Below are 26568 nucleotides of genomic sequence, written 5' to 3' on the forward strand. Positions count from 1 at the left end.
ACCTCTGCCCTACTGCCCTACTGCCCTACTGCCCTACTGCCCTACTGCCCTACTGCCCTACTGCCCTACTGCCCTACTGCCCTACTGCCCTACCCGCATTTTAGGGGGTTACATCCGGCAAAACTCTTCCCTATAAGGCCCTCCTAGCCTGATACCAGAATCGCGCGCACAACCGGCCGGGTCATCCCGTCCGGCTTTTTGTGCAAGCCGCCCGCCGAACGGACCCTCGACATGCCAAGACGCACCGACATCAAGTCGATCCTGATCATCGGGGCCGGCCCCATCGTCATCGGTCAGGCCTGCGAATTCGACTATTCCGGCACCCAGGCCTGCAAGGCGCTGAAGGAAGAGGGTTTTCGCGTCATCCTGGTCAATTCCAATCCGGCCACCATCATGACCGATCCGGAACTGGCCGACGCCACGTACATCGAGCCGATCACGCCCGAAGTGGTGGCCAAGATCATCGCCAAGGAGCGGCCGGACGCGCTGCTGCCGACCATGGGCGGCCAGACCGCGCTCAACACCGCTTTGTCGCTGCGCCGCATGGGCGTGCTCGACCGCTATCAGGTCGAGATGATCGGCGCCGACGCCACCGCAATCGACAAGGCCGAAGACCGCGCGCTGTTTCGCGAGGCGATGAACAAGATCGGCCTGGAAACGCCGAAGTCGATGCTGGCCAACGCCACCGACGTCAAGAATGCCGACCGCAAGACGCACGAGGCCGAGCGCGCCGAGTTGAAGGCCGAGAAGCCCGAAAATCTCGACGCCGCGCTCGATGCTCTGGAAACGCGCTGGAACCTCGGTGAGGGCGACCGCAAGCAGCGCTATATCAGCCATGCCATGGCGATTGCAGCACAAGCGCTCGACCATGTCGGCCTTCCCGCAATCATTCGCCCCTCCTTCACCATGGGCGGCACCGGCGGCGGCATCGCCTACAACCGCGCCGAATTCTTCGAGATCGTCCAGTCCGGCCTCGATGCCTCGCCGACCACCGAAGTGCTGATCGAGGAGAGCGTGCTCGGCTGGAAGGAATATGAGATGGAGGTTGTCCGCGACAAAGCCGATAATTGCATCATCGTCTGCTCGATCGAGAACATCGACCCGATGGGCGTGCATACCGGCGATTCGATCACCGTCGCCCCTGCGCTCACGCTGACCGACAAGGAATACCAGATGATGCGCAACGCCTCGATCGCGGTGCTGCGCGAGATCGGCGTCGAGACCGGCGGCTCCAACGTCCAGTTCGCCGTCAACCCGGCCGACGGCCGCCTGGTGGTCATCGAGATGAACCCGCGCGTCTCGCGCTCGTCGGCGCTGGCCTCCAAGGCGACCGGTTTTCCGATCGCCAAGATCGCGGCAAAACTCGCCGTCGGCTACACGCTGGACGAGTTGGAGAACGACATCACAGGCGGAGCAACGCCGGCCTCGTTCGAGCCGAGCATCGATTACGTCGTGACCAAAATCCCGCGCTTTGCCTTCGAGAAATTCCCCGGCGCCGAGCCGGTGCTGACCACATCGATGAAATCGGTCGGCGAGGTCATGGCCATCGGCCGCACCTTCCAGGAATCGCTGCAGAAAGCGCTGCGCGGGCTGGAGACCGGCCTGACTGGTCTGGACGAAATCGAGATCCCCGGCATCGGCCACGGGACGACGGCTGCCAGCCATGTCGATGACCGCAACGCCATCCGCGCCGCGTTGGGCACGCCGACGCCGGACCGGCTGCGTATGGTGGCGCAGGCGATCCGCATGGGCACCTCGCTGGAAGACGTGCATGCAATGTGCAAGATCGACCCGTGGTTCCTCGAACAGATCGCCGGCATCCTCGACATGGAAGCGCGCATCCGCGAGCACGGCATCCCCGAGGACGCCGCCAATCTGCGCATGCTGAAGGCGATGGGTTTCTCCGATGCCCGCCTAGCGTCCCTGGTCAGGAAGGATGTCGAAGAGATCCAGAAGATTCGCGAAAAACTCGACGTTCATCCGGTTTACAAGCGCATCGACACTTGCGCCGCCGAGTTTGCTTCGCCCACCGCCTACATGTACTCGACCTATGAGGTCCCCTTTGCCGGCGCACTCGCCAACGAGGCGCAGGTCTCGTCGCGGAAAAAGGTCGTCATCCTCGGCGGCGGCCCCAACCGCATCGGCCAGGGCATCGAATTCGACTATTGCTGCTGCCACGCCGCCTTCGCGCTGCGCGACGCCGGCTTCGAGGCGATCATGATCAACTGCAATCCCGAGACCGTGTCGACCGACTACGACACTTCCGACCGGCTCTATTTCGAGCCGCTGACGCCGGAGGACGTGCTGGAGATATTGCGCGCCGAACAGGCGTCCGGCGAGCTGGTCGGCGTCATCGTCCAGTTCGGCGGCCAGACGCCGCTGAAGCTGGCGGATGCGCTGGAAAAGGCCGGCATCCCGATCCTCGGCACCTCGCCCGACATGATCGATCTCGCCGAAGACCGCGACCGCTTCCAGAAGCTGCTGCACAAGCTCGGCCTCAGCCAGCCGAAGAACGGCATTGCCTATTCGGTCGAGCAGGCCCGCCTCGTCGCCGGCGAGCTCGGCTTCCCGTTGGTCGTGCGCCCGTCCTATGTGCTCGGCGGCCGCGCCATGCAGATCATCCACGATGAGAGCATGCTGCAATCCTATCTGCTCGACACCGTGCCCGGCCTGGTGCCGGAAGACATCAAGCAGAAATATCCCAACGACAAGACCGGCCAGATCAACACGCTGCTCGGCAAGAACCCGCTTCTGTTCGACACCTATCTCTCAGGCGCCATCGAAGTCGATGTCGATTGCCTCTGCGACGGCAGGTCGACTTACGTCTCCGGCATATTGGAGCATATCGAGGAGGCCGGCATCCATTCCGGCGACAGTGCCTGCTCGCTGCCGGTGCACTCACTGCCTTCCGAGCTTGTCGACGAGCTCGAGCGCCAGACGGCAGCCCTTGCCCGCGCGCTCAATGTCGGCGGCCTCATGAACGTGCAATATGCGATCAAGGACGGCACGGTCTATGTGCTGGAGGTCAACCCGCGCGCGTCGCGCACCGTGCCTTTCGTCGCCAAGACCATCGGCCGGCCGATCGCGAAAATCGCCGCCCGCATCATGGCCGGCGAGAGCCTGGAAGACGCCTTCGCCCATTACGGCGCCATGCCCGACCCGCGCAATCCCGGCCACATCGCCGTCAAGGAAGCGGTGTTCCCCTTCGCCCGCTTTCCCGGCGTCGACATATTGCTCGGCCCGGAAATGCGCTCGACCGGCGAGGTCATGGGCCTCGACCGCGACTTCGCGCTTGCCTTCGCCAAGAGCCAGCTCGGGGCGGGTGTTGATCTCCCCCGCGCGGGCACGCTGTTCGTCTCGGTGCGCGACGAGGACAAGAAAGGCATTCTGCCGGCGGTCAAGCGTCTCGCCGGCCAGGGTTTCAAAGTGCTGGCCACCTCCGGCACCGCACGCTTCCTCGCCGAGAACGGTGTCGTCGCCGAGAAAATAAACAAGGTGCTGGAAGGCCGCCCGCACATCGAGGACGCCATCCGCAACCGCCAGGTGCAGATCGTCTTCAACACCACGGACGGCCAGAAGGCGGTATCGGACTCGAAGTCGCTGCGCCGGGCGACGCTGATGCAGAAGGTGCCGTATTACACCACGCTATCGGGCGCGGCTGCGGTTGCGGAGGCGATCGCAGCGCTGCGGGCGGGGAGCCTCGAGGTCAGGCCGCTGCAGGAGTATTTTGCTTAGCTGGCGGCTTCGCCGCTCCCACGATCGCGCCAGGAATTGAAATCACGGCGCTGAGACACGTCTCAAAAGCGATCTTCGACACCCGAGGTGCTATCCCTTTATATATAGTCTTTCAAAATCACAAGGACAGTATATCATCAGATGTGTTCTCTCGACCTTTTGAAGTTTCTCTTTATTTCATCAACTCTTCTTTTGACAAATGCGCACCTGTCTTTAAGGCGCTGGGAAATTTCACCTACGATCGGAATCCCTGATTCCCATTTCATATCGCTGAGTGGGATAGAAAACGAGTTCTCAGTGCTAGAAGGATCATCATCCTGATGATGAGACACATGTAATATTGCCTGCCGAAAATCAAACGAAACATCAACAACTGTATGATCTGATATTGGTATAAAGGATTTACTTTTTAAGAACCTAGAAATAAACGAAGCCGATTTTATCAAGCTCGCAGAGCGCGGCGGCCTACTAAGGTCTTTCGGGGCAGTCTCTCTAAACATCAGATAGATTGAACTTACAAACTTCTCGAAATCAGATGAGCTATACAACCTGAAGACGAATGGGACAGCACCTCTTTCGCGCGTAAAGAAACTGAAGCTAAGATTATACTCCGATAGACCAAGTATGTTAAGTGAGAAAGGACTCTTTAATAATTCCTCTCATTTTTGTCGAGGCATCATTGAACTCCGGAATCACATATACCTCTTCTATTAAAGCGGGATTCATCGAGTAAACCATGGAGAATACCGAGTCAGATTCTCTCAGCGGAATTTTTTTAAGAACTTGCCTCATTGGCTTTACAAAAAAATGAGTAATGGCATACGCCGAGAAATATTCCTGAAACGACCGGTGTATGAACGAATACTGATCCCCATCTTTAAACAATAAGTTTACTGATTCAACTGCGTCGGATAAAAAGTCTTCAGATTCGAACACCTTTCCTGTTCTCTTCTTTGCGCGCTCAATATACGAAATACATTCCGATTCGTTAAAGGTATGCTCCATATCAGCGTAAGAAGAAATGCAAAATATAGAGAACGCCTCCAAGAATTCTTGCTCACTGAGCTTCAGTCTTCGCTTCCTTTGGAATCCTTGCTTACTAGCATCATGCAATGTAAATAGTGTCTGAAAGGCGTACCGATAAAATATATGAACGTTGTCTGGTATATGCCTGATCTGAAGGTACGTCATAAGCATCATTAGTGTAAGTAGCGGCGTTGAAAAGAATCCTTTGTAATCTTCATACCGCTTCTCAAATATGTTCGACATAAACTCCTTTTTTGTGTCTGGATCGAACTTTGCCTTCTCTATTACCATTCGCGTCTGCTCTTTAGTAAATGGTAGCGCTTGATAGACATAGAATTCTTGCCACGAGGCAAATCGATCATCAAAACGGCTTGATACAGCGACACCGCAGTCAGGATATAAATGAGCTAACTCAAGTATCTGGCGCTGAATGTCATTGCGATATTCGTCAGGAATCTCATCGAAACCATCTAAGATGAATATAAATCGACCATCCGCCATCATAGCTTTAAAAATCTCGTCGGTCACAACCTCATCTTCAGCAGAGGCAGACACCCGGAGATAGGCCGCAAGATCCTTCTGACTTATGTCATTTATTCGCCTTAGCTCAAAGAAAACGGGTATCTTTCCACCTGGATTCTGAAAAATGCTGATAAATAGGTATTTGCAAAATATAGTCTTGCCAATGCCTCCAAATCCGGTGACGATCAGTCTTTTACCATCCCTCACATGTTGACACAGATTGTCGTCGTCTATTACATCTTTACCGCACTTGAACTTAGACTTCACATATATCTCTTCAATTTTGACTGGACTTTCTTTATTTATTATCGTCTTGACAAGGCTACATGTGGTATACATGCGCTCAAGATACCTAGAGAAGCTCTCAAAATACTGTGCGTACTTTTTTCCCACAGTCTTTGTAACGGATGCCGAAAGCGCTTTAAAAAAGTCTTTTACCAATCAGGCGCCAGCCGTCACGGCGATTTGATTTACGTTTATGTCATTCATCGAGATTCCCCTCCTATCCGTCATAAGTCTGTTTGATCTCGTAGAAATATGCAAGCGGAAGTGTTTTGCCGGCATCTTTTCAGAGGGCTTTTGAAAAAACAGGTTACAAATTATGAATATAAGCGCCGAGCTCTCAGCCATAAGATGCTCAGCGATCGCTCTGCAATGCTTTCCCGGTCAGTGCCTCACGCCACCGCCACGCACTCAATCTCGATATCAAACTGCATCGGCCACGACGCCACCGGCAAAAAGCTCCGCGCCGGCGGGTTGGTCGAAAAGTACTTCGCGTAAACCCGGTTGATGGCGTTGTAGAAGCCGGAATTGACGGCGTAGATGCGCACCATCACCACATTGTCGAGCGAGGTATCAGCCGCTTCCAGGCAGTGTTTCAGCGCCTTCAGCGACGCCTCTGTCTGTGTTTCTATGTCGCCGCGCACTATCTCGCCGGTCGCCATATCCACCGGCGGCGTCGCCGAGATGAACACGAAGCCGTTGGCCTTGACCGCGGTTGAACACGGCAGGCCTTCTTCATGGGAAAACTCTCTTTGCGCCCTGCCCGAGATCGATCGCCAAATCGGCTAATTTTTGCCGACCCTCGCCTCAGTTGAGAAACCCAATAAACCGTCCGGCGAAAAGCACCGACGTCCACAGCACCAGCGAGAGCACCGCCAGGATGGTGCCGGACCCGCCGGCCGGCTCCTCACCGCCTCTTGCGCGGCGCATGAAAGCGAGCAAATTGGCGCCGGCAAGCAGGATGAGCGTCATCTTGGCGAGGAAGATCGGCATCGCCGCATACTCGCTCGCCCTCACCGAAAACAGCAGCGACCCCGTGACCAGCGCACCGCCGAACGCGGCCAATGCGGTGCGGCGCAGCAGCGCGACGAACGCCGCCTGCGGCAGCGAGCGGAAGGCGCCCAGGATCCTGAGATCCATGAGCCAGACGCTGGTCAGCAGCGCGCCGATCGACATGATGTGGAGCGCATTGACGATGGGGTAGGCGACGAAGGAGGCCTTCAGGCCCCGCACCAAAGCGAGTTGCTCGATGCCGGTGAAAAACCCGTCCATTCAGGCCGGCGGCACGCGGTCGGGATAGACGTCGTAGGTCTTGCCGCCGACGATGATGCGGGCCGCCTTCATGCGCTTTTCGCTCTCGTCGCGCGAGCGGTTGCCGATCGCGGTCACCACGTCGCCGACCTTGGCGACCTCCTCGGTGAAGCCGGCGGCGATCGTGCGGGACGGCGGCGCCATCTCCACCCGCCAGACCGCTCCCTCTGCGTCGACATCCAGCGTGGCGTGCGGGTTGCCGATATAGATGGCCGTTATCTTGCCCCGGAGTTCGAAAAACCCGTCCTGCGTCCACGACCAGCCGTGATGGGCATAAGCCGGGGTTGTGGCGGCAAGGATCACCGCCGCTGCCAGCGTGACGCTCCGGTTGAAAGGTGACTGCATCGCTCGTCTCCCCGGTTCCGGCACTAGAGGGTAGGTCAGCGCGCCGCAGCGTCAAATCACATCGGGACAAGAGCCCGGCACCGGCAGGATTTCCCGATACGCCGACAGGGAATGCCAAGGTCAGTGGCAGCAATCATACTGCAGCTGCTCGTCCCAGTCCGGCCGGCCCTCCGGCGCGAAATCCATCAGGTTCCACAAGATCTCGCAGGTACCGATGGCGCGCGGGTCCTGGCCGGGTTCCGGCAGCGTGAAACCCAGCTCGGAGCTCCAGAAATGCCTGATACCGTCGGCATCGCGGTGGAACACCGACAGGACGGGGAGTTGAGCGCCGGCTTCGTCCTCGGCGTGATAATCGCGCTTGAAATTGTTGCCGGCCGAGGAGACCAGCCGCATGTTTGTCCAGCCACGGTCGCGGCCGAGCGTCAGCAGATTTTCCAGCGCCATCTTGCCGACCACGGCGAAATTGAATCCGGCGGCTTCGAGATGGCCGATGGCGCCGTCGAACTGATCGAGCAGCGCCGTGCAGGACGGGCACGGCTGATCCTGCCGCGCAAGCTTCGCCGTGCCGCCGCTGGTCGCGACGTCGCGTGTCTCATTCGGATGGCGCGGAAACATCATGTTATAGATGAGCAGCGTGTCTTTGCCGGGCGCAAACAGCTCCGACAGCTTGACCTTGGCCGGCTTGCCGTCGGCGCCAAGCCCGTCGAACACATAATCCTGCGGCACCAGCCCGCCCTTGGGCAACGCGCGGCGGGCGACGGCTACATCCTCCATGGCGCGGCGCAGCTCGACTTCCTTCTGCAAAAGGGTGTCGCGGGCGGTGCGGTATTCAGCGGATTCGTTGGGAAAGCTGATCATCGTCATCTCCATCTCTTAGGATTTTGACCACGCGCGCCAAGGTTCCGGCAACGCGCCTTGCCTCTCAAGGACGCATGGCGAAGGGCGGTTCCGACTTTTTTTGCGGCGGGCGGACGAAGCCCCCCACCCCCTGATTCCCAACCGATTGGCGACGGGCATTTGGGGGCAACCCGACCTCTCCCCGAGGGGAGAGGAGGTCGTCGGCGTTGATGCCAGCCTCTTCTCCCCGGCGGGGAGAAGGTGGCCGCGAAGCGGCCGGATGAGGGGGACCCCCATATGCGATTGCCAATCGGCAGACGCTACTGCGCCGGCACCGGGCAGCTGACCTCGCCTTCCGGGCAATTGAGATAGTTCTCGAAATCCTTCACCCGATCATTGGTGAGCGCCCGTTGGCAATCGTAGACGACCATCGGATACATGCTGCCGGCGCCCTCGCGCGGGCCGCCCTGGAAAGCGCATTCGGCGTCGCGGAAAGCGACCCAGTGGCGCTGCGCATCGACCAGCAGCTTTTTCGTCGCCGCATCGTCCTTCAGCCGCCCCTCGATCTGCTTGTAGGCGCTATTGAGTTTGTCGTCGGCCTTGTCGAACGCATTCCCTGCACATTCATTCAAGGTCCCCTGGTCCTGCGCATTGGCGCAATCGTCGGCCCGCGCCACGCCCGCGAACAGCGGAACGGCGAGGATCAAGGTGGCGAGGGTGGAAAGCAAAAGCCGCATCATGTTTCTCCGGTTTCGTCAAAGCTCCCGCGCGAATTGCAACATCGCAGCTTGACGCCCGGACCGGCAAGACGCGACCTGCCGCCTGGTGGACATTTCCCTTCCGGATCCTGCGCTCGGTCCCTGCCCTCCACCATGGCTCCGGGCGTTCGTCGGCTTGCCGACCGCGCCTTCACCCCGCCCAATCCACCTCGACCATCCCCAGCCGCTGATAGAGCCTGACGGCGGCGGCGTTCTCCACCGTATTGGTCTTGAGATCGACATGCGCAGCACCCCTTGCCTGAAACACCGCAAAGGCGTGGCGCATCAGCACCTCGGCGATGCCCTTGCCGCGTGCCTCCGGGTGGACGGCAAGATCCTTGACGAAAGCCCGCGTCCAGCAGAGCGCCGCGCCCGCCAGCCGGCCCTTGCGGTCGATGACCAGGAAACACAAAGCGGGATCGAATTCCGCGTCGGCCGAAATGCGCGGCCACCATTGGTCGAACGGCCCATCGGCGCCGTCGTCGAACACCGCGGTCAACAGCATATGCAAAGCGAGTGCATCGGCGGCTTCGAAGCCGCGCATGAAAAAGCCTTCGGGCCAGCGCGGCGCCAGAAGCGTGTCGTCGAGGATCTTGCGCAGGCGGATGTCGTTTGGCGCCGGCGGGCGCGGCTCAGGCATCGGGTTGCATGCGGCGGCGCAGGCTATCGCTGCCGAGGCCGGTTTCGCCCAGCATCCCCTTGCGCTTGGCGTCGTAATAATAGCCGCTCTGGTAGAGCCGGTCGGCGCGCTTGGGGTTGCCGCCTGAGACCAGCCAGGCGCCGCGCAGATATTTCACCGCATATTTCAAATTGGTCTCGGCATCGAACAGGCCGCTTGCCGGCCCGTCATAGCCCATGCCGCGCGCCGTCGCGTGCTTGATCTGCATCAACCCCCAATGGCCGTGATTGTAGGCTTTCGGGTTGAAGGTGCTCTCGCGGTTGACGACGCTGCGCACCAGATCGACCGGCACCTGGTAAAGCGCGGAATATTTCTCGATCAGCCGCTCGATCTCGCTGCGGCCGCCGGCGTTCGACTGACCCTCGGTGGGGTCGGTCGCGGCCAGAACGGCCGGGTTCTGCGGCACCGTGTAGGAAACCGGCTGAACGCCGGGCATGGCCGCGGTCTGTTGGGTGACCGGCATGGCGACGGCTGGCGTCGCGGTAACAGGCTGGGCATTGGCGGTCATGACGGCGGGGGTAGTTGCCGCCAGCGGCGTCGGCCCGGCAAAGGCGGCGGCCGGCTCGATCGGCAGCGCCGCCGTCTGGGCGACGCCGGACGGTTCCGGCAGGACCGAAACTGTATCGGGCAGCGCCAACGTAAGGCCGGCATCGGTATTGGCCGTATTTTCGGTGAAGGCCGGCGTCGGGGTCACCGGCGAAGTCGAGGTGCAACCGCTGAGAGCGGCCACGGCCAACACCGCCGCAAGGACGGGAAAGAGGAATTTTGCTGGCAAGCGGCGCTCGGGTCCGGTTCGTCGGGTGTTAAGAAGTCCTTACACCAGCATCTTTCCTCGGGCAATCCGCGGTAGCCGGTGGTTTTCGGGTGGCGAGCCGGGCCGCGAAATGCGATATTGTTCTGGATTTGTACTTCGAAGGATTCCGGAAAGGAGCACGCCATGGACGCCTCTCATGCCACCGCCGGCCACGCGGTCTTCGAAACCGTGCTCGGCTTCATGGGCATCGCCTGGAGCGATGCCGGACTGACCCGGCTCTGCCTGCCGCAGCGCAATCGCGACGCGGTCGAACGCCGGTTGCTGCGGCATGCCGCCGCCGAGCAGGCTGCGAGGCCCGAGCCGCAATGGGTCGCCGAGCTGACCGCGTCGATCAAGGCCTATGCCGCCGGCGAGGATATCGATTTCTCCGGCGTGCCGGTCGATCTCAGCGGCGTCGACGAGTTCCGCCTGGCGATCTATGACGCGGCGCGAAAACTCGCCTTCGGCGAAACCACCACCTATGGCGAGCTGGCCAAACGGGCCGGCCATGCCGGGCTGGCGCGTGAGACGGGCGCCGCACTCGGCGCCAACCCGGTGCCGCTGGTCATCCCCTGTCATCGTATCCTTGCCGCCGGCGGCAAGATCGGCGGCTTTTCCGCCCCTGGCGGCTCGGCCACCAAGGAAAAGATGCTGGCAATGGAAGGCGTACGCGTCGGCCCGCCGCCGCCGGCGCAGGTGTCGTTCGGGTTTTAGGGGTGCTGATATTCAGGCGAGGCCGGCACCCGGCGCACCATTTCGTCCCACTCTAATCCGGAAGCAGGCGCCGGCGAAAACGCCGGTCGATCTCCACCCGCTTGCATTTGTAGACGGTGCATGAATTCGTATCGGCGCTCGGCACCGAGGCCCGCGCCCTGACCTCGCCGATGTCGCAGAATTGCTGGCTCCGCACGTAGCGGTCGTAGAGCGCCAGCCCCGGCACGCGCGCCGATCTGTAGCGCAGGATGACCGCACCCTCGCGCGCTATCGTCGCCTGCACCTTACCGCAGCTCATACGGGTCGGGTCGTAGCGCGAGACCGCCTGCGCCTCGGCGGCCACCAGCGTCAGGCACGCGGCAAGCAGAACGATTTTCATGGCCCCTCTCCCCAAAACCCGGTCGCGCCCGAAGCCGGCGCGATCCTCCCGGGTCAGGCGCGCAGCGACGACGCTCTCACGCGATTGGGGCGGCCATTGGGCAGCGTTGCCGCGGCGCCATTTCCGCCCCGTCTTGTTTTTTGCGCGAAAGCATATTATATGCCGTCCATTGATATTTCGGCCGATCGATCCGGGCCTCGCGATCTTCGCGTTTGCTGACGTTCTATCTCCAAAATCTCGATACAAACCGGCTGGGTTTCGGTCCAGTCAAACTAAAGCAAACGTAAAGGACTATCGAAATGGCAACAGGTACGGTCAAGTGGTTTAATTCCACCAAGGGTTTCGGCTTCATTCAGCCTGACAGCGGCGGCGCGGACGTTTTCGTTCACATCTCCGCAGTCGAGCGTGCTGGACTGTCGACCCTGGTTGAAGGCCAGAAGATCAACTTCGAGATCGAGCAGGACCGCCGCACTGGCAAGTCGTCCGCTGGATCTCTGAGCAAGGCAGCCTGATTTTGCGAATGGCGCGCGCCGGGCGACAGCCCGGGGCGCGCGGCAAGTCACGGATGTACTGGCGGTCGCGCGAGAAGCGCGCCGGAGCGAAAGACCCCGACAAGCCGAAGCAGCAGATTGCTGCCGGCCCGGCCAAAACGCTCCCGATCAGGCTACCAAGCATGGGAAGGCGGGATTTTGTCCCGCCTTTTTGCTGTCTGGATTCCAGTGAACCGCCGCCTTGGTCCTATGGGCCACTTCGTGGTTGTTTTTACCCCGGTCATGGTACCATCGACCCATGAGCAAGCTTGAATAGATTGAGAAATCCGTCGCCGAACTAAGCCCCGAAGAGCTCAAGGCACTTTGCCGCATGGTTCGAGGCGCTGCAGGCCGACATGTGGGACCGTCAGTTCGAAGCCGACGCCAAGGGCGGCAGACTGGACAAGCTTGCCGAGCAGGCATTGACTGATCATCGCGCCGGCCGGACCCGGCCTCTGTGAATCATTTTGCCACTCCCTCGTTTTGGGAGGCCTACGCAAAACTGCCCTCGTTAATCAGAGCAAAGGCGTGCGAGCATTCACGCCACCGGCCGAAGGCCGCAAGCCCGACCGGACGTCGCGCCTGTAGGCGCGCCCCGTCCGGAGCAGCCGCGAAGCGGCGACAGCGTGAGGACAGAACTACCCCACCCACTCCAGCGGCACATGCCCCGGGTCGGCCTCGACCCTTTTCAGCCAGGCGGCCACCGCCGGATAGGCGTCGAGCTGAAACCCGCCCGTCTCGGCCGTGTGCGTATACGCGTAGAGCGCGATGTCGGCGACGCTCAGCGCATCGCCGGCGAAGAAGCTGCTCCCGGCCAGGTGCTTGTCCATGACGCCGAGCGCCTTGTTGCCGCGCTCCAGCGTCACCGCCAGCCGCTCCGGCGTTGCGTCCTTGGCTCTTTCAGGGAAGGTCAGCAGCGCCCTGCGCACGGCGATATAAGGCTCGTGGCTGTATTGCTCGAAGAACAGCCACTGATAGGCCAGCGCGCGTTCGTATTTGTCCGCCGGCAGAAACCGCGTGCCTTCGGCGAGATGGAGCAGGATGGCATTGGATTCGGCCAGCCGGCGGCCGTCGTCGAGTTCGAGCAGCGGCACCATGGCGTTCGGATTTTTCGCGACATAGTCGGGCTTGCGCGTGTCGCCGGTGTGCGAGCTGACCTCGACATTGGTGAAAGCGATGCCGAGCTTGGCCATCAACAGGCGCGGCTTGTAGCAATTGCCGCTGTCGATCATTCCATAGAGTATCATCGGTGCTCCCCCTTGCTCGCAACCACCCGTCTCAGGGCTTGATCCAGCCTCTATCGCGGCAGCGGCGGCCTCATCCAGTGATTTGTTTTGGCGTAACCATCAGCGCCGCTGATGCATTCATCCGAACAAGGGGATGACGTTGTTATCCCTGCCAAGCAACCTGTCGATCGACAGAGGCTCCTCGTCGAACAGCGTACCGGCCAGCGCCGGCCGGGCAAGATAAAAGCCCTGCAGCAGGTCGACGCCGCCATCCAGCGCGACGCGCAGATGCGTGGCGTTCTCGACGCCTTCGACCAGCACCTTGGCGCCACGGTCGTGCAGCGTCGAAACCAGCGGCCGGAAAAACCGCTCGGCGGCGGCATGGCGGCAGAATTCTGCGAACCAGGTGCCGTCGATCTTGACGATGTCGGGCTGCACCAGCGCTACCCTTTCTTCGGTCGAATGCCCGGTGCCGAAATCGTCGATGGCGATGCGGACGCCGTCGCGCCGCATCTCGCGCGCCAGGCTGACAAGCACCTTGTCGCCGGCCGCCTGCTCGGTAATCTCGCAGACCAGCATGCCAGGATGCAGGCCGAAATCCGTCAGATGCCTGGTCATCAGCCTGATTTCGGCCAGCGCCCGTGCGGGGTCATCGTTGATCAGCGGATTGTAGTTGAAGAAGAGGTCGAGCCCGTCGACGCCGATGTTGCGGAAGTTGCGCAAATGCAGCACCCGGCACATGGTTTCGACAAACAGCCGATCCGCTGCCGGCACACCTTCGAAGAAGATTTGCGGCGCCACCGGCCTGCCTGCACGATGCGGCTCGATCAGTCCCTCGACCGCGACGGCGGCGAGAAACCTGCCGCGCGGCGCGAAGACCGGCTGGTAGGCGCTCCTCAGCCGGAATGCGCCGTAGACGCCATATTCAATGCCGACCTCGTCGGCAAAGATCGCTTCGCCGACCTTGCGCCGCATGTCGGCCCGCCCGGTCACGATGCCACCCTGCGGCCAAAGGCCCGCATCGGCCGCCGCGATGGCGAAACGGCCGCGGGAACTTTGTCCTTATCGGGCGACACCGCTGATGCTTGCCCGGCCTTGTCGAAGACGTGAAAGCTGGTCGGCGCAAGCTCCGGGCGTGCCAGCACGAAGCCTTGCACCATCGAGGCGCCCGACTTTTCGGCAAGCTCGAGCTGCCAGCCCGTCTCGATGCCCTCGAATACCGTACGGATGCCTTGCTCTTCGAAGCTTGTCACCATAGCGGTCAGCAAGGCGAAGCCGGCACCGGACTCCATCAGCGTCATGATCCAGTCGGCGTCGAACTTGACGATGTCTGGCCTGAGTTCCTTGATGCGATTGATGTCGGATTCGTCCGCGCCGTAATCGTCGACGGCAATGCGCAAACCATTGCCCCTGAGCGCCTCGACGAAATTGTAGAGCGTTTCCTGCGACGCCGATTTCTGCTCAGTGACCTCGCAGACGACGCGGCGCGGATCGATGTCGGCCTCGTGCAGCACCAGCCGCATGTCGCGCAGCGCCTTGTCGGCGATGCTGCGGTCGGTGAACACCGATGGATCGAAATTGATGAAGATGGAGGCGTCTCGCGGCAGGCAGGCGCCGGCGTTCAGAAGGTGCAGCGTCCGTGTCAGCGCCTCGATATGCAGGCGGTCGACCGCCGGACAGCTGTTGAAGAAACTCATTGGCGGCTGCGGCTCGCCTTCGCGGAACGGCCGGATCAGCCCCTCGAACGCGACGACGGAAAGCTTGCCCTTGTTGAAGGCGAAGATCGGCTGGAACGCGCTTTGCAGCGTATAGACCCCCCAGACACCGCTGGCGGTGCCGTCATCATGGCGGATGGTATGGGCAAGCCCGATGCTGCGCGTCACGGTTCCTCGCTATGCGAGACTGGCGGACCGGCCACGGTCCTGCCGTTCAAGCTTTTACCGATCGTTGGTGAATTTATTGTTGCCAGCATTGCGCGCTGGCTCATTCGACAATGCCTGCGCTGGGCTTGCGCTTGACCAGATGATGCGACATGAGAGGCGCCGCGGCGCCTTCGCCCGCCGGTCTTTTCTGGAGATATCTGTCATGGCCTTTCTTGCCGACGTCCTTTCCCGCGTAAAGCCTTCCGCGACCATCGCGGTGACGCAGAAGGCGCGCGAGCTGAAAAACGCCGGCCGCGACGTGATCGGGCTGGGCGCCGGCGAGCCGGACTTCGACACCCCCGACAACATCAAGCACGCCGCGATCGAGGCCATCCGCCGCGGCGAGACGAAATATCCGCCGGTCTCCGGCATCGTGCCGCTGCGCGAGGCGATCGCGAAAAAGTTCAAGCGCGAGAACAATCTCGACTACCGGCCGGAGCAGACCATCGTCGGCACCGGCGGCAAGCAGATCCTGTTCAACGCCTTCATGGCGACGCTGAACCCCGGCGACGAGGTGATCATCCCGCGGCCCTACTGGGTGAGCTATCCCGAAATGGTGGCGATCTGCGGCGGCACCTCGGCCTTTGCCGACACCTCGATCGACAACGGCTTCAAGCTGACGGCGGCCGTGCTGGAAAAGGCGATCACGCCGCGCACCAAATGGCTCTTGATGAACTCGCCGTCGAACCCCTCGGGCGCCGCCTATACCGAAGCGGAACTCAAGAGCCTGGCCGACGTGCTGTTGAAGCACCCGCATGTCTGGGTGCTGACCGACGACATGTACGAGCACCTGACTTATGGCGACTTCGTCTTCAAGACCATCGCCGAGGTCGAGCCTAAGCTTTATGAGCGCACGCTGACGATGAACGGCGTGTCGAAGGCCTATGCCATGACCGGCTGGCGCATCGGCTACGCGGCAGGCCCGGTGCCGCTGATCAAGGCGATGGACATGATCCAGGGCCAGCAGACCTCCGGCGCCTGCACCATCGCCCAATGGGCGGCGGTCGAAGCGCTGAACGGCCCGCAGGATTTCATCCCGAAGAACAAGGCGATCTTCCAGGGCCGGCGCGATCTCGTCGTCTCGATGCTCAACCAGGCGCGCGGCATCACCTGTCCGTCGCCGGAGGGTGCGTTCTACGTCTATCCCTCCTGTGCCCAGCTGATCGGCAGGAAGACCAAGAGCGGCAAGGTGATCGACAGCGACGAAACCTTCTGCTCGGAACTGCTCGAGGCCGAGGGCGTGGCGGTTGTTTTCGGCTCGGCCTTTGGCCTCGGCCCGAACTTCCGCATCTCCTACGCCACGTCGGAGGCTCTGCTCGAAGAGGCCTGCACGCGCATCCAGCGCTTTACCGCCGCGCTGGTCTGAGACGTTTCAGCCGCCATACTGCTCGTCGTTCACCTTCTCCAGCCAATCGACATGCACACCCTCGAGCGCCTCCTGCATGGCGATGTGGGTCATCGCCGATTTGGGCGCGGCGCCGTGCCAGTGCTTTTCGCCGGCCGCAAAGGAGATGACGTCGCCGGCCCTGATCTCCTGCAGCGGCCCGCCCCAGCTTTGCACGAGACCGGCACCGGATGTGACATAGAGCGTCTGGCCGAGCGGATGCGTGTGCCAGTGGGTGCGAGCGCCGGGCTCGAAGCTGACCAGCGTGGCTCTGAGCCGCGCCGGCGCCTCTTTCTCGATGATCGGCGTCTGCAAAACCCGGCCAGTGAAGTATTTTTCCGGCGCAACAATCGTCGGCACGCTGCCGCAGGCAATAATCTTCATCGTCGCAAGTCCTCGATTCAATCCAGTGTCTTAGACCCTACCACTTTCGTCCGATGCCGGCTGCATCTCCTGCCGGCTGCGGGCAAAACGCGGCCAGAACAGACCGGTCCGCGTGCGGTAAGCGTCGTAGGCATCGGCCAACCTTGTCCGCGAAAATTTTCGCTCTTCGTCCAAGGCTGCGATCACGTAGATCGTAACGATGCCGGCGACCGGCACCACCGCCCAGACCGACCAGGTCGCGATACCCGATCCGATCCAGAAAATGATGTAGGACGTGTAGAACGGATGCCGGACATGGAGATAAGGGCCTTCGGTCACCAGGCTGTCGGGATTGTCAGGATCGAATGCGAACCGCAGCCGCGCCTTGCGGGAGACCGAGATCGCCCACCAGAACAGCGCCGAGCTTGCCAGTTCGACGGCGAGCCCGCCGATCTTCGCCGCCACCGGCTGCCGCTCGATCCACAGCAGCGCAAGAAAGAACAGCGCCGTGCCGACCACGACGGCCGAAATGATCATCGCGCCTTGAGACATGGTCTGCGACTGGAAATGCGCGCGCATCGACCAGGCATATTGCCCGAGCGTCGCGATGCTGCTGATCGAGAGGAGAAGGTCGAGCGTGGATTCCATCATCAGGGTCCCGGGGTTAGCTGTGGTGGATTCGTTCATCATACCCGGCGCAAGCCGAGAAATCATTTCTTAACCACCGTTCTAAACAACATGGTGACCTCGGCATGCGATGTTGACCTGGAGACAATCCCAAGGTCCAAACCAGATATGGCCGTTTCCCACCGCACGATCCGCACGCCGCAAGCGGATTTGCGCCTCAGCCAGTCGTCGGGACCCGGCATCCCGCTTGTCCTGATCCACGGCTCGGGCAGTTCGCGCGCCGTATTCGCCCGTCAGTTCGACAGCCCGTTGGCCGCTGCCCATCGGTTGATTGCTTTCGACCTGCCCGGCCATGGCGAATCGTCGGACGCCCGCGATCCGGCGACGGACTACACCATCGCCGGCCTTGCCCAATCGGCGGCTCAGCTCCTCGATGTTTTGGGGATCGGCCGCGCCGTCGTCTTCGGCTGGTCGCTTGGCGGGCACGTGGCAATCGAACTCGCAAGTTTTCACCGCGCCGTCGGCGGGCTGATGCTGACCGGCGCGCCGCCGGTATCGAAGGGTCCTTTCGGCATGCTGCGCGGCTTCCACGCGCATTGGGACATGCTGCTGGCGTCCAAAAAGACGTATTCCGAACGCGATGCCGAGCGCTTCGAGACGCTGTGCTTCGGCGACACCGCCGATCCGTCCTTTCGCCAAGCCATCCTGCGCACCGACGGCCGGCTGCGCGCCGCGGTGACGCGCGGCATGCTCACCGGCAAGGGCGCCGACCAGAGACAGGTGGTCGAGCAAGCCGCGTTTCCGGTCGCTATCGTCAATGGCGAGAACGATCCGTTCGTCCGGCTCGGCTATTTTGAGACACTCGCATACGGCTCGCTGTGGGAGCATTGCCACATCATCTCTAGCGCCGGGCATGCGCCTTTCTGGGAGCGTGCGGACCTGTTCAATCCGTTGCTCGCGCGCTTTGCCGAGACGGTGGCGGTGCAGCGCGTCGACGCACCCTCGCTGGCGTCGCGCCTAACCGGCACCGGCTGAACCGGCCCCAACTTCAAATCCCTTCAACCTCAAATCCCTTGCCCTCCCGGCCTGCCCGTGGGACGATACCCTTTGGGTAGGTGGCAAATTGAAAAAAGCCTCGCCCGCGACGGCCGACAGGCCGGCCGCCGCTCACAGGGAAACGCCTGAGTGGAGGTCAGCCATGGGTACTCGCGCCGGAGGACGACGCACGGGACCGAAATGCATTGCCATAGTCGGTCCCTTCGCAAGCGGTAAGACGACACTTCTCGAAGCCATACTCGCCCGTACAGGCGCCATTCCCCGCCAGAATCCCGTTTCGTCCGGAAATACCGTTTCCGATCATTCGCCCGAGGCGCGCGCTCACGGCATGAGCGTCGAGGCGACCTTCGCCACCACCGATTTCATGGGCGAGCCGTTCACCTTCGTCGATTGTCCCGGCTCCATCGAATTCTCCTTCGAAGCCGAGCCGGTGCTGGCCGCCTGCGACGTCGCCGTGGTCGTTGCCGAGGCCGACGAGAAGAAGATCCCTGCCCTGCAGCTGATCATGCGCAAGCTCGACGATCTCGGCGTGCCGCGCATGCTGTTCCTGAACAAGGTCGACAAGGCGATAGCAGGTGTGCGCGACACGCTGAAGATGCTGCAGCCGGCAAGCTCGGTGCCATTGCTGCTGCGCCAGATCCCGCTGCGCAAGGACGGCGTCGTCATCGGCTCGATCGACCTCGCTCTGGAGCGTGCCTACATCTACCGCGAATATGCCGAGAGCGAGGTCGCCCAGATCCCGAGCGACGACAAGGCGCGCGAGCTCGAGGCGCGCTTTTCCATGCTGGAGACGCTCGCCGACCATGACGACCGGCTGATGGAGCAATTGCTGGACGAGATCGAACCGCCGAAGGATGCGATCTTCGACGATCTTGCCGCCGACCTGCGCGACGGCATGGTGACGCCGGTGCTGATCGGCACCGCCGAGAAGGGCAATGGCGTGCTGCGCCTGTTGAAGGCGATCCGTCACGACGCACCCGACATCGAGGCGACGCGCCAGCGCCTCGGCGCTCTCGATGGCAATGCCACCGTGGTCCAGGTGATGAAGACCATCCACACCGCGCATGGCGGCAAGCTGTCTGTGTCGCGCATCCTGTCCGGCCAGGTCGCCGACGCCGCCGAGCTGTTCCTTTCCAATGGCGAAACGGCAAAGGTCTCCGGCATCTACAAGATGCTCGGCAAGGACCAGGTCAAGCTGACTTCGGCCAAGGCCGGCGACACGGTCGCGCTCGGCAAGCTGGACGCCGTCAGGACCGGCCAGACGCTGAGCTCGACCAAGGGCGGCATCCAGCCGCTGGTCACGCTGGCGCCGCCGCAACCGGTCTTCGCCTTCGCGCTGCGGCCGAAAGAGCGCAAGGACGAGGTCAAGATGTCGGCGGCCATCCAGCGCCTGGCCGAGGAAGATCCCTCGCTCAACCTGCATCACAACCAGGATTCGGCCGAAACCGTGCTGTCCGGCCATGGCGAGATGCATCTGCGCGTCGTGCGCGAGCGGCTGGAAGGCAAGAACCAGATCCCGGTCGAAGGCCATGTGCCGGCCGTGCCCTACCGCGAGACGATCCGCAAAGCGACGCAGCAGCGCGGCCGCCACAAGAAACAATCAGGCGGCCACGGCCAGTTCGGCGACGTCGTGATTGAGATCAAACCGCTGCCGCGCGGGTCAGGCTTCCAGTTCACCGATACGATCACCGGCGGCGTCGTGCCGAAGACCTACATCCAGTCGGTCGAGACCGGCGTGCGCGATTACCTGAAATCCGGCCCGCTCGGCTTCCCGGTCGTCGATGTTGCCGTCAACCTTTCCGACGGCTCCTACCATGCGGTCGATTCCTCCGACATGGCCTTCCAGATGGCAGCGAAGCTGGCGATGAAGGAAGGCATGGCCGCGTGCTCGCCGGTGCTGCTCGAGCCGGTGATGAAGGTCGAGATCGTCACGCCGTCGGATGCGACGTCGAAGATCATCGCTCTGATCCCGCAGCGGCGCGGCCAGATCCTCGGCTACGACGCGCGGCCCGACTGGCCCGGATGGGACGTCGTCGAGGCGACCATGCCGCAAGCCGAGATCGGCGACCTCATCATCGAGCTGCGCTCGGCCACGGCGGGTGTCGCCAGCTACCGGGCCGTCTTCGACCACATGGCCGAACTCACCGGCCGGTTGGCCGACGAAGCGCTGAACGCCAACGGCAAGGCCGCCTGATCTGCCTTTGCGGCCCAACAGGAAACGGCGCCCGGATGATCCGGGCGCCGTTTCTTGCGGACCGTCTTCGTGGGAGGCGAAACGGCAGGTCCGCCGCATGCTTGCCGCCGGTGCCTGGCGGCGGAGGAAGGTTCGGACGCGGTAGCTGCCTGAGCCCGGGTCGTCCGAGTGATGCCCCCATCCCCCGGACGAGCCACACCGCGTCCTGTGCTCTGCTTAATCGATTTGGCGCGCCCGCGGCATGTTACCCGAGGTTACATGTCACTGTTACGCGACCGCTCCGGCCGATTTTCTGGCGATGTGTTGGTTTCGGGCAACAAAAAAGCCGGATCAATGAAGACCCGGCTGAGTTTGATTGGAAGTGCCTGTTAAGGCTAACCTCCAGAGGGGAACACTCGAGAGCGCTAATGGGAGGAGAACGCGCTCAGGAGATGATCTATATATGTGCTCTTCATGCCCAAGAAACAAGCATCTATTTTGCAACACTCACATGCAAAAAGGCGCCGGCTGTGGTCTAATCCGTCCCGAAGCGCAATAGGACCAGTTGAATCGCTGAAATACAGCCTACGGCAAGGCAAAAATCGATCCGCGGCCGCGAATCAGCAGCGATTCCTGCTCGGAAAGTCGAAAAACGCAGGATGACGTGGAATCGTGCAGCACGCGTTTGTTTTTTCGGCAGCCAGACCTTGCTGGTGCATGCCGCCCAAAAGCCCGCCATCGAGCTTGACCTGAGGGTGCAGCGGTTTGGGTTACATGCCGGACAAGACCTGAAGCGCGTTGCAGGAGACCGTTCAAGGCCGCGCCCGTAAGGAGAGCTATATGCGAGCCACTTCGGCGATCGCCGGCAGCGTCATCTTCCTTGCTGTAGCGCCCGGCGTGGTCGCCGGGCTGTTGCCTTGGCTGCTGACCGATCGCTATCGCCTGCCCTGGTCGAGACTGCCCGGTTTCGTTCCTGTGGGCTGGCTGCTGGTTGTCGCCGGCACAGCCATACTGCTGCACGCCTTTGCCCGGTTTGCCCTAGAGGGCCTGGGTACCCCCGCCCCGGTCGCGCCGACCGAAAGGCTGGTCGTCGGCGGCATCTACCGCCATGTGCGCAATCCGATGTACGTCGCCGTGCTGTCGATCGTCCTCGGCCAGGCACTGCTGTTTTCGAGCTGGACGGTCGCCGCCTATCTAGTCATCGCCGCGGCCGCCATGATCTCCTTCGTGAGACTATATGAGGAACCGACGCTTGCCCGCCGCTACGGCGACGAATACGAGGCCTACCGCCGTGCCGTACCAGGCTGGCTGCCCCGCCTGACACCTTGGCGCGGCTGAAGCAGGCTCCAACGCTACGTCACCACGGCAGCGGGCCGTCCTCGTTCGAGAACGTGCCCGTCGGACCGCTCGCGTCGAGAAGCGCGAGGCGCACGGGCTCCCGCGCGGCCTGTTCGACGGTGCGCGGACCTTCGAAGTTGTTCAGCTCCGTCGCGGTGTAGCCCGGGCACGCAGCGTTGACCTTGATGCCGGTCTCCTCGAGCTCGATGGCGAAGGCGAGCGTCATCGCGTTGACGGCCGTCTTCGACGGGTTGTAAACGGCGCCAAACGAAGTGCGGTACGGAAAGGCCGGATCCGCGTTCAATGTCAGCGAGCCGGCGCCGCTCGATACGTTGACGATACGCGCCGCCGGCGCCTCACGAAGGAGCCGCAGCATCGCTTGCGTGACGGCGACGATGCCAAACACGTTCGTCTCGAACACCGCGCGTACGTCGTCGAGAGAGGCAACACTCGGGCGGCCCGAGTTGATGATCTCCTCGAACAACGTGCCGGGCTTTCCCGCGTGGGAGATGCCGGCATTGTTCACCAGCACATCGAGGCGGCCGATTTCGATGCGGATGCGCTCTGCCGCGGCGGCGATCGAGGCCTGGTCGGTGACGTCGAGCTGCAGGGCGTGGGCATCCTCTCCGATGCTCTTTGCGGCTGCCTCGGCATGCTCGAGCCTGCGCGATCCTACGAGCACGGTAAGGCCGTTCGCCGCGAGGTCCTTGGCGATCTGAAGACCGATGCCCTTGTTGGCCCCGGTGACCAGGGCGACGGGTTTGTCCTGCATGGTAATCTCCTTTTGTGCACCGATGTGTGGCCAACACCGCCTTGCCGTGCTAGATACAAGTCAAACGGAACCACGTTCCACATATATCCGGAACAAGGTTCCGTTTGCAAGAGGTAATTTGATGGGCGAAAAAACGCCGAACGGCAAAACGGATCAAGGCGATAGTCTGGAACCCCGCGACCGCGCGGATCGGCACGTGCGCGCCGACGCACGGCGCAACATCGACGCGTTGCTCCGGGCGGCCATGGCGGTGTTCGCGACCTCCGGCGTGGAGGCTCCGGTGCGAGAGATCGCGGAAAAGGCTGGCGTCGGCGTCGGCACCGTCTACCGCCACTTTCCACAGCGCTCGGACTTGATCGTGGCCGTCTTCCGCAACGAGGTTGACGCCTGTGCGGACGCCGCGCCGATCCTGGCCGGAAAGCATGAGCCCGGTGAAGCGCTGGCCCTGTGGATGCAGCGCTATGTGGATTTCATCACGGCAAAACGCGGCCTCGCGGCAGCCTTGTACTCAGGCAATCCGGCCTTCGACACTTTGCCTGCCTATTTCAACCAACGGCTCCGGCCCGCGCTCCAAACATTGCTGGAGGCAGCGGCCGCGGCCGGCGAGGTGCGCGCCGATATCGAGCCGGGCGATCTGTTGGGGGCGGCCGCCAGCCTTGCCATGCCGGCACATGGCGGCGGCCCTGCCCAGGCGCGGCGCATGGTTGCCCTGCTGGTCGACGGTTTGCGCTACGGCGCCAGCACGCTGGCGGATACGCGTTCCTAAAGCGCGTTGCGTTCGACCGACCTGATGCGACGCGCTTTAGGTTCTTGTTTGATGCATGTCGTTATCGCAAAACCGCTGCACACTTTTGCGCGACATGCATTAAATCAGAACGACCAGCTGCGCGCCTTGGCGATGATGAAATCGCGGAAGACATGCAGCTTCGCCTGGTTCTTCATCGCGTCGGGATAGGCGAAATAGGTATCGAAGGACGGCACTTCGGTCTCGGGCAGCAACTGCACTAGCCCGGAATCCTTGCTGACCACGTAATCCGGCAGCATGGCGATGCCGGCGCCGCCCTGCACCGCCCGCTTGATCGACAATATGTCGTTGATCTGCAGCGTCGGCACCCTTTGCCCGCCTTCGAAATCGCCGACCGTTTCCAGCCAGTTCAGTTCCGACAGATGCGCCGGCACCGGCACGCCGAAGGTGACGATACGATGGGCCTTCAGCTCGGCAATCGAATTCGGCTTGCCGTATTTGTTCACATAGGAGGGCGCCGCGTAGAGATGGAAATGCACGGTGAACAGGCGGCGCTGGATGAGGTCGGGCTGCTGCGGCTGGCGCAGCCGGATGGCGCAGTCGGCCTGGCGCATGGTGAGGTCGAGCTCCTCATTGGCCAGGATGAGCTGCAGGCTGACCTCGGGATAGAGCTCGATGAACTCTTGCACGCGCTCGGTCAGCCAGCCTGCGCCGAGGCCGACCGTCGTCGTCACCCTGAGCACGCCGGAGGGCCGGTCCTTGGTTTCGGTCAGTCGCGATTTGATGGTTTCGAGCTTCATCAGCACGTCGTGTGCCGTGCGGAACAGCATCTCGCCCTGCTCGGTCAGCACCAGGCCGCGGGCATGGCGATTGAACAGCGGCACGCCGACGTCATGCTCGAGCGCGCTGACCTGCCGCGAGATCGCCGATTGCGACAAATGCAGTGTTTCCGCGGCATGGGTGAACGACCCCGCTTCCGCTGCGGCGTGAAACACGCGTAGCTTGTCCCAATCCAACGCCATGATTTCCCCTCGTCCTGTTTTCTGGCGTCCGCCTGTTTTGGCGTCTGAATGAAAAATCAGGCTTTTGCGCGGCTTTTCTCAGCCGCTTGTTCAACATTCACTCCGCCGCTTCGCGGTGAACCTCGATCCCCGCCAGATATTTTTCCGCCTCGAGCGCGGCCATGCAGCCGAGCCCGGCCGCCGTCACCGCCTGGCGGTAGATATCGTCGGTCACGTCGCCGGCGGCGAACACGCCCGGCATATCGGTGCGGGTCGAATCCGGCGCCGTCCACAGATAGCCGTTCGGCTTTTGCTTCAGCTTGCCGGCAAACAGCTCGACCGCCGGCGCGTGGCCGATCGCCACGAACACGCCGTCGACCACCAGATGCATCTCCTGCCCGGTCACCACGTTGCGCAGCTTCAGCCCTTCGACCGATGGCGGCAGCGGCGCCTTGCCGGGCCTGCCGGTGATCTCGTCGACCACCGCGTCCCAGATGACGCGGATATTATCTTTCCGCAGCAGCCGCTCGCGCAGGATGCGCTCGGCGCGGAAATCGCTGCGCCTGTGGATGACGGTGACGCTCTTGGCCAGGTTGGAGAGATAGAGCGCTTCCTCCACCGCCGAATTGCCGCCGCCGATCACCGCGACATCCTTGCCGCGATAGAAGAAGCCGTCGCAGGTGGCGCAGGCCGAAACGCCAAATCCCATGAAGGTCCGTTCGCTCGGGATGCCCAGCCATTTCGCCTGCGCGCCGGTGGCGATGATCAGCGCGTCGGCGGTATAGATCGTGCCGGAATCGCCCTTGGCGCGGAACGGCCGCACGTTGAGGTCGACTTCGGTGATGATGTCGTTGACGATGTCGGTGCCGACATGCTCGGCCTGCCTGAGCATCTCGCTCATCAGCCATGGACCCTGGATCGGTTCGGCGAAGCCCGGATAGTTTTCGACATCGGTGGTGATCATCAGTTGCCCGCCCTGCTGCAGGCCGGCGACCAGCATCGGCTTGAGCATGGCGCGGGCGGCATAGATCGCCGCCGTATAGCCGGCGGGGCCGGAGCCGATGATGAGAACAGGCGCATGCTTGGTGATCATGAAAAACCTCTGCGGGGAGCAGCCATGGATTGTGGCATGAACTCTCGTCGATTGTTGCGCGTAATGTAAGTGTTGCCTGCGACGCGAGCAAGGCAAGTTGCCGTTCGTCCCCGGAAAGCTTCGGCGCCGGCGACGGCGACAAGCAACCCGCAGCAAGATGATGCAAAAATCCTCGATCCAGCGGATGGAATAGACAGCAAAGTCGTTTAATTACAAAGTCGCGAAAGATTCTTTCGCGTCATCACGGAAGCCACCATGCCGATCAAGGCCGATCTCGATGTCATCGACTGGAAGATCCTGCGCGAGCTTCAGCAGGACGGACGCATGACCAATGTCGAACTGTCGAGCCGCGTCGGCATTTCGGCGCCGCCGTGCCTGCGCCGCGTCAGGCGGCTGGAAGAGGCCGGCATCATCCGCGGCTACCGCGCTTTGCTCAACGCTCCGGCGCTCGGCCTCGACGTCGTCGCCTTCTGTCTGATCGGCCTGCATCACCAGGCCGACGCCGAACTCAAGACCTTTGCCGAGCGCACCCGCGGCTGGCCGATCGTGCGCGACGCCTGGATGGTGTCGGGCGAGTCCGATTTCCTGCTACATTGCGTGGCGAGCGATCTCGGCACCTTCCAGACCTTCGTCATCGAGGAACTGGCCTCGGCCCCCAATGTCGATACGGTGCGAACCGCGCTGACCATCCGCCGGGTCAAAGACGAAGGGCTGGTGGCGTTTTCGGCTTAAGAGAGCAGGCAAAGCGGCTGCGAAACAAAAACCCGGAAACAAAAAACCCGCCTCGGCGGGCGGGATCGTCGGTGGAAATCATCACCATACCCAAATTAGTAGCATAGCTGCCGGCACAAAGCAAGAACAAAATGTGGCTATGCGTCAAATAATAATCGCTACAGGCTAGGGCTGCCCCTCACCTTACCCTCTCCCCGTGAAGGACGGGGAGAGGGGTCGCCAGCG

At 62.0% G+C, this 26568-nt stretch carries 26 protein-coding genes; 9 read left to right on the forward strand and 17 right to left on the reverse strand.

Features of this window, described 5'->3' with window-relative positions:
• The first annotated feature begins 231 nt into the window (after nucleotides 1–231).
• Nucleotides 232–3735 (forward strand): carbamoyl-phosphate synthase large subunit, encoded by a 3504-nt coding sequence (carB, locus tag NKI58_RS22420; protein WP_352789146.1) that lies wholly within the window; start codon nucleotides 232–234, stop codon nucleotides 3733–3735.
• Between the two features lie 627 nt (nucleotides 3736–4362).
• Here carB and NKI58_RS22425 read toward each other — a convergent pair.
• The 8 genes from NKI58_RS22425 to NKI58_RS22460 form a co-directional block, all read right to left on the reverse strand.
• The gene (locus NKI58_RS22425; RefSeq protein ID WP_352853761.1) at nucleotides 4363–5724 is read right to left on the reverse strand and encodes an NACHT domain-containing protein; all 1362 of its coding nucleotides are present in this window, start codon (nucleotides 5722–5724) and stop codon (nucleotides 4363–4365) included.
• Nucleotides 5725–5957: 233 nt separating this feature from the next.
• Complete coding sequence (locus NKI58_RS22430; RefSeq protein WP_502897008.1) at nucleotides 5958–6293, reverse strand: Rid family hydrolase; 336 nt, start codon at nucleotides 6291–6293, stop codon at nucleotides 5958–5960.
• A gap of 79 nt (nucleotides 6294–6372) precedes the next feature.
• Complete coding sequence (locus NKI58_RS22435) at nucleotides 6373–6837, reverse strand: hypothetical protein (RefSeq protein ID WP_352789141.1); 465 nt, start codon at nucleotides 6835–6837, stop codon at nucleotides 6373–6375.
• Nucleotides 6838–7221: a DUF6152 family protein gene (locus tag NKI58_RS22440; protein ID WP_352789138.1), complete on the reverse strand. Its 384-nt coding sequence runs from the start codon at nucleotides 7219–7221 to the stop codon at nucleotides 6838–6840. It abuts the gene before it with no gap.
• 120 nt (nucleotides 7222–7341) lie between these two features.
• Nucleotides 7342–8079, reverse strand: a complete 738-nt coding sequence (locus NKI58_RS22445) for a DUF899 family protein (RefSeq protein ID WP_352789136.1) — start codon at nucleotides 8077–8079, stop codon at nucleotides 7342–7344.
• A gap of 299 nt (nucleotides 8080–8378) precedes the next feature.
• Nucleotides 8379–8795: a lysozyme inhibitor LprI family protein gene (locus tag NKI58_RS22450; RefSeq protein ID WP_352788260.1), complete on the reverse strand. Its 417-nt coding sequence runs from the start codon at nucleotides 8793–8795 to the stop codon at nucleotides 8379–8381.
• 172 nt (nucleotides 8796–8967) lie between these two features.
• Nucleotides 8968–9456, reverse strand: coding sequence for a GNAT family N-acetyltransferase (locus tag NKI58_RS22455; RefSeq protein WP_352788258.1), 489 nt, complete (start codon nucleotides 9454–9456; stop codon nucleotides 8968–8970).
• The gene (locus NKI58_RS22460) at nucleotides 9449–10270 is read right to left on the reverse strand and encodes a transglycosylase SLT domain-containing protein (protein WP_352788256.1); all 822 of its coding nucleotides are present in this window, start codon (nucleotides 10268–10270) and stop codon (nucleotides 9449–9451) included. The genes NKI58_RS22455 and NKI58_RS22460 overlap by 8 nt, the downstream gene beginning before the upstream one ends.
• A gap of 162 nt (nucleotides 10271–10432) precedes the next feature.
• On the opposite strand from NKI58_RS22460, the gene NKI58_RS22465 reads away from it, so the two are divergent.
• Nucleotides 10433–11002, forward strand: coding sequence for a methylated-DNA--[protein]-cysteine S-methyltransferase (locus NKI58_RS22465; protein WP_352788253.1), 570 nt, complete (start codon nucleotides 10433–10435; stop codon nucleotides 11000–11002).
• A gap of 52 nt (nucleotides 11003–11054) precedes the next feature.
• Here NKI58_RS22465 and NKI58_RS22470 read toward each other — a convergent pair whose 3' ends face one another.
• Nucleotides 11055–11381, reverse strand: coding sequence for a hypothetical protein (locus tag NKI58_RS22470; RefSeq protein WP_023719370.1), 327 nt, complete (start codon nucleotides 11379–11381; stop codon nucleotides 11055–11057).
• A 299-nt stretch (nucleotides 11382–11680) separates the two neighbouring features.
• Between NKI58_RS22470 and NKI58_RS22475 the strand changes: the two genes are divergently transcribed.
• On the forward strand, nucleotides 11681–11893 hold the full coding sequence (locus NKI58_RS22475) for a cold-shock protein (protein ID WP_023678332.1): 213 nt from the start codon (nucleotides 11681–11683) through the stop codon (nucleotides 11891–11893).
• A 656-nt stretch (nucleotides 11894–12549) separates the two neighbouring features.
• Here the strand turns inward: NKI58_RS22475 and NKI58_RS22485 are convergent.
• The 3 genes from NKI58_RS22485 to NKI58_RS22495 form a co-directional block, all read right to left on the reverse strand.
• Nucleotides 12550–13158, reverse strand: coding sequence for a glutathione S-transferase family protein (locus tag NKI58_RS22485; protein ID WP_352788250.1), 609 nt, complete (start codon nucleotides 13156–13158; stop codon nucleotides 12550–12552).
• Nucleotides 13159–13275: 117 nt separating this feature from the next.
• Nucleotides 13276–14130, reverse strand: coding sequence for an EAL domain-containing protein (locus NKI58_RS22490; RefSeq protein ID WP_352622192.1), 855 nt, complete (start codon nucleotides 14128–14130; stop codon nucleotides 13276–13278).
• Nucleotides 14127–15020, reverse strand: a complete 894-nt coding sequence (locus NKI58_RS22495) for an EAL domain-containing protein (RefSeq protein ID WP_352788247.1) — start codon at nucleotides 15018–15020, stop codon at nucleotides 14127–14129. Before NKI58_RS22495 ends, NKI58_RS22490 begins: the two co-directional genes overlap by 4 nt.
• 202 nt (nucleotides 15021–15222) lie before the next feature.
• Between NKI58_RS22495 and NKI58_RS22500 the strand changes: the two genes are divergently transcribed.
• Entirely contained in the window at nucleotides 15223–16425 is a 1203-nt protein-coding gene (locus NKI58_RS22500; RefSeq protein ID WP_352788244.1) for a pyridoxal phosphate-dependent aminotransferase, read from the forward strand.
• 6 nt (nucleotides 16426–16431) lie between these two features.
• On the opposite strand, the gene NKI58_RS22505 is transcribed toward NKI58_RS22500, so the two are convergent.
• Both NKI58_RS22505 and NKI58_RS22510 read right to left on the reverse strand, forming a co-directional pair.
• Nucleotides 16432–16827: a (R)-mandelonitrile lyase gene (locus NKI58_RS22505; protein WP_023678338.1), complete on the reverse strand. Its 396-nt coding sequence runs from the start codon at nucleotides 16825–16827 to the stop codon at nucleotides 16432–16434.
• Between the two features lie 30 nt (nucleotides 16828–16857).
• Complete coding sequence (locus NKI58_RS22510; RefSeq protein ID WP_352788241.1) at nucleotides 16858–17454, reverse strand: methyltransferase family protein; 597 nt, start codon at nucleotides 17452–17454, stop codon at nucleotides 16858–16860.
• 147 nt (nucleotides 17455–17601) lie between these two features.
• On the opposite strand from NKI58_RS22510, the gene NKI58_RS22515 reads away from it, so the two are divergent.
• The 3 genes from NKI58_RS22515 (at nucleotide 17602) to NKI58_RS22525 (ending at nucleotide 22000) form a co-directional block, all read left to right on the forward strand.
• Nucleotides 17602–18468, forward strand: coding sequence for an alpha/beta fold hydrolase (locus NKI58_RS22515; protein WP_023678340.1), 867 nt, complete (start codon nucleotides 17602–17604; stop codon nucleotides 18466–18468).
• Nucleotides 18469–18631: 163 nt separating this feature from the next.
• Entirely contained in the window at nucleotides 18632–20683 is a 2052-nt protein-coding gene (locus NKI58_RS22520; RefSeq protein ID WP_023678341.1) for an elongation factor G, read from the forward strand.
• Between the two features lie 819 nt (nucleotides 20684–21502).
• Complete coding sequence (locus NKI58_RS22525) at nucleotides 21503–22000, forward strand: methyltransferase family protein (RefSeq protein ID WP_023678342.1); 498 nt, start codon at nucleotides 21503–21505, stop codon at nucleotides 21998–22000.
• Between the two features lie 19 nt (nucleotides 22001–22019).
• Here NKI58_RS22525 and NKI58_RS22530 read toward each other — a convergent pair whose 3' ends face one another.
• Nucleotides 22020–22772 (reverse strand): SDR family oxidoreductase, encoded by a 753-nt coding sequence (locus tag NKI58_RS22530; protein ID WP_352586852.1) that lies wholly within the window; start codon nucleotides 22770–22772, stop codon nucleotides 22020–22022.
• A gap of 121 nt (nucleotides 22773–22893) precedes the next feature.
• Here NKI58_RS22530 and NKI58_RS22535 point away from each other — a divergent pair, with 121 nt between their 5' ends.
• Entirely contained in the window at nucleotides 22894–23538 is a 645-nt protein-coding gene (locus tag NKI58_RS22535) for a TetR/AcrR family transcriptional regulator (RefSeq protein WP_023678344.1), read from the forward strand.
• Nucleotides 23539–23642: 104 nt separating this feature from the next.
• Here the strand turns inward: NKI58_RS22535 and NKI58_RS22540 are convergent, their stop codons facing one another.
• Complete coding sequence (locus NKI58_RS22540; protein WP_023719100.1) at nucleotides 23643–24539, reverse strand: LysR family transcriptional regulator; 897 nt, start codon at nucleotides 24537–24539, stop codon at nucleotides 23643–23645.
• 97 nt (nucleotides 24540–24636) lie between these two features.
• Nucleotides 24637–25611 carry a thioredoxin-disulfide reductase gene (gene trxB, locus NKI58_RS22545; RefSeq protein WP_352586850.1) on the reverse strand — a complete coding sequence of 325 codons (975 nt, stop codon included), beginning with the start codon at nucleotides 25609–25611 and terminating at the stop codon, nucleotides 24637–24639.
• A gap of 255 nt (nucleotides 25612–25866) precedes the next feature.
• Here trxB and NKI58_RS22550 point away from each other — a divergent pair, with 255 nt between their 5' ends.
• Nucleotides 25867–26343 carry an Lrp/AsnC family transcriptional regulator gene (locus NKI58_RS22550; protein WP_352788236.1) on the forward strand — a complete coding sequence of 159 codons (477 nt, stop codon included), beginning with the start codon at nucleotides 25867–25869 and terminating at the stop codon, nucleotides 26341–26343.
• Nucleotides 26344–26568 lie beyond the last annotated feature (225 nt).

This window comes from Mesorhizobium sp. M0522 (assembly GCF_040321085.1).
In the GTDB taxonomy this organism is placed as follows: Bacteria; Pseudomonadota; Alphaproteobacteria; order Rhizobiales; family Rhizobiaceae; genus Mesorhizobium.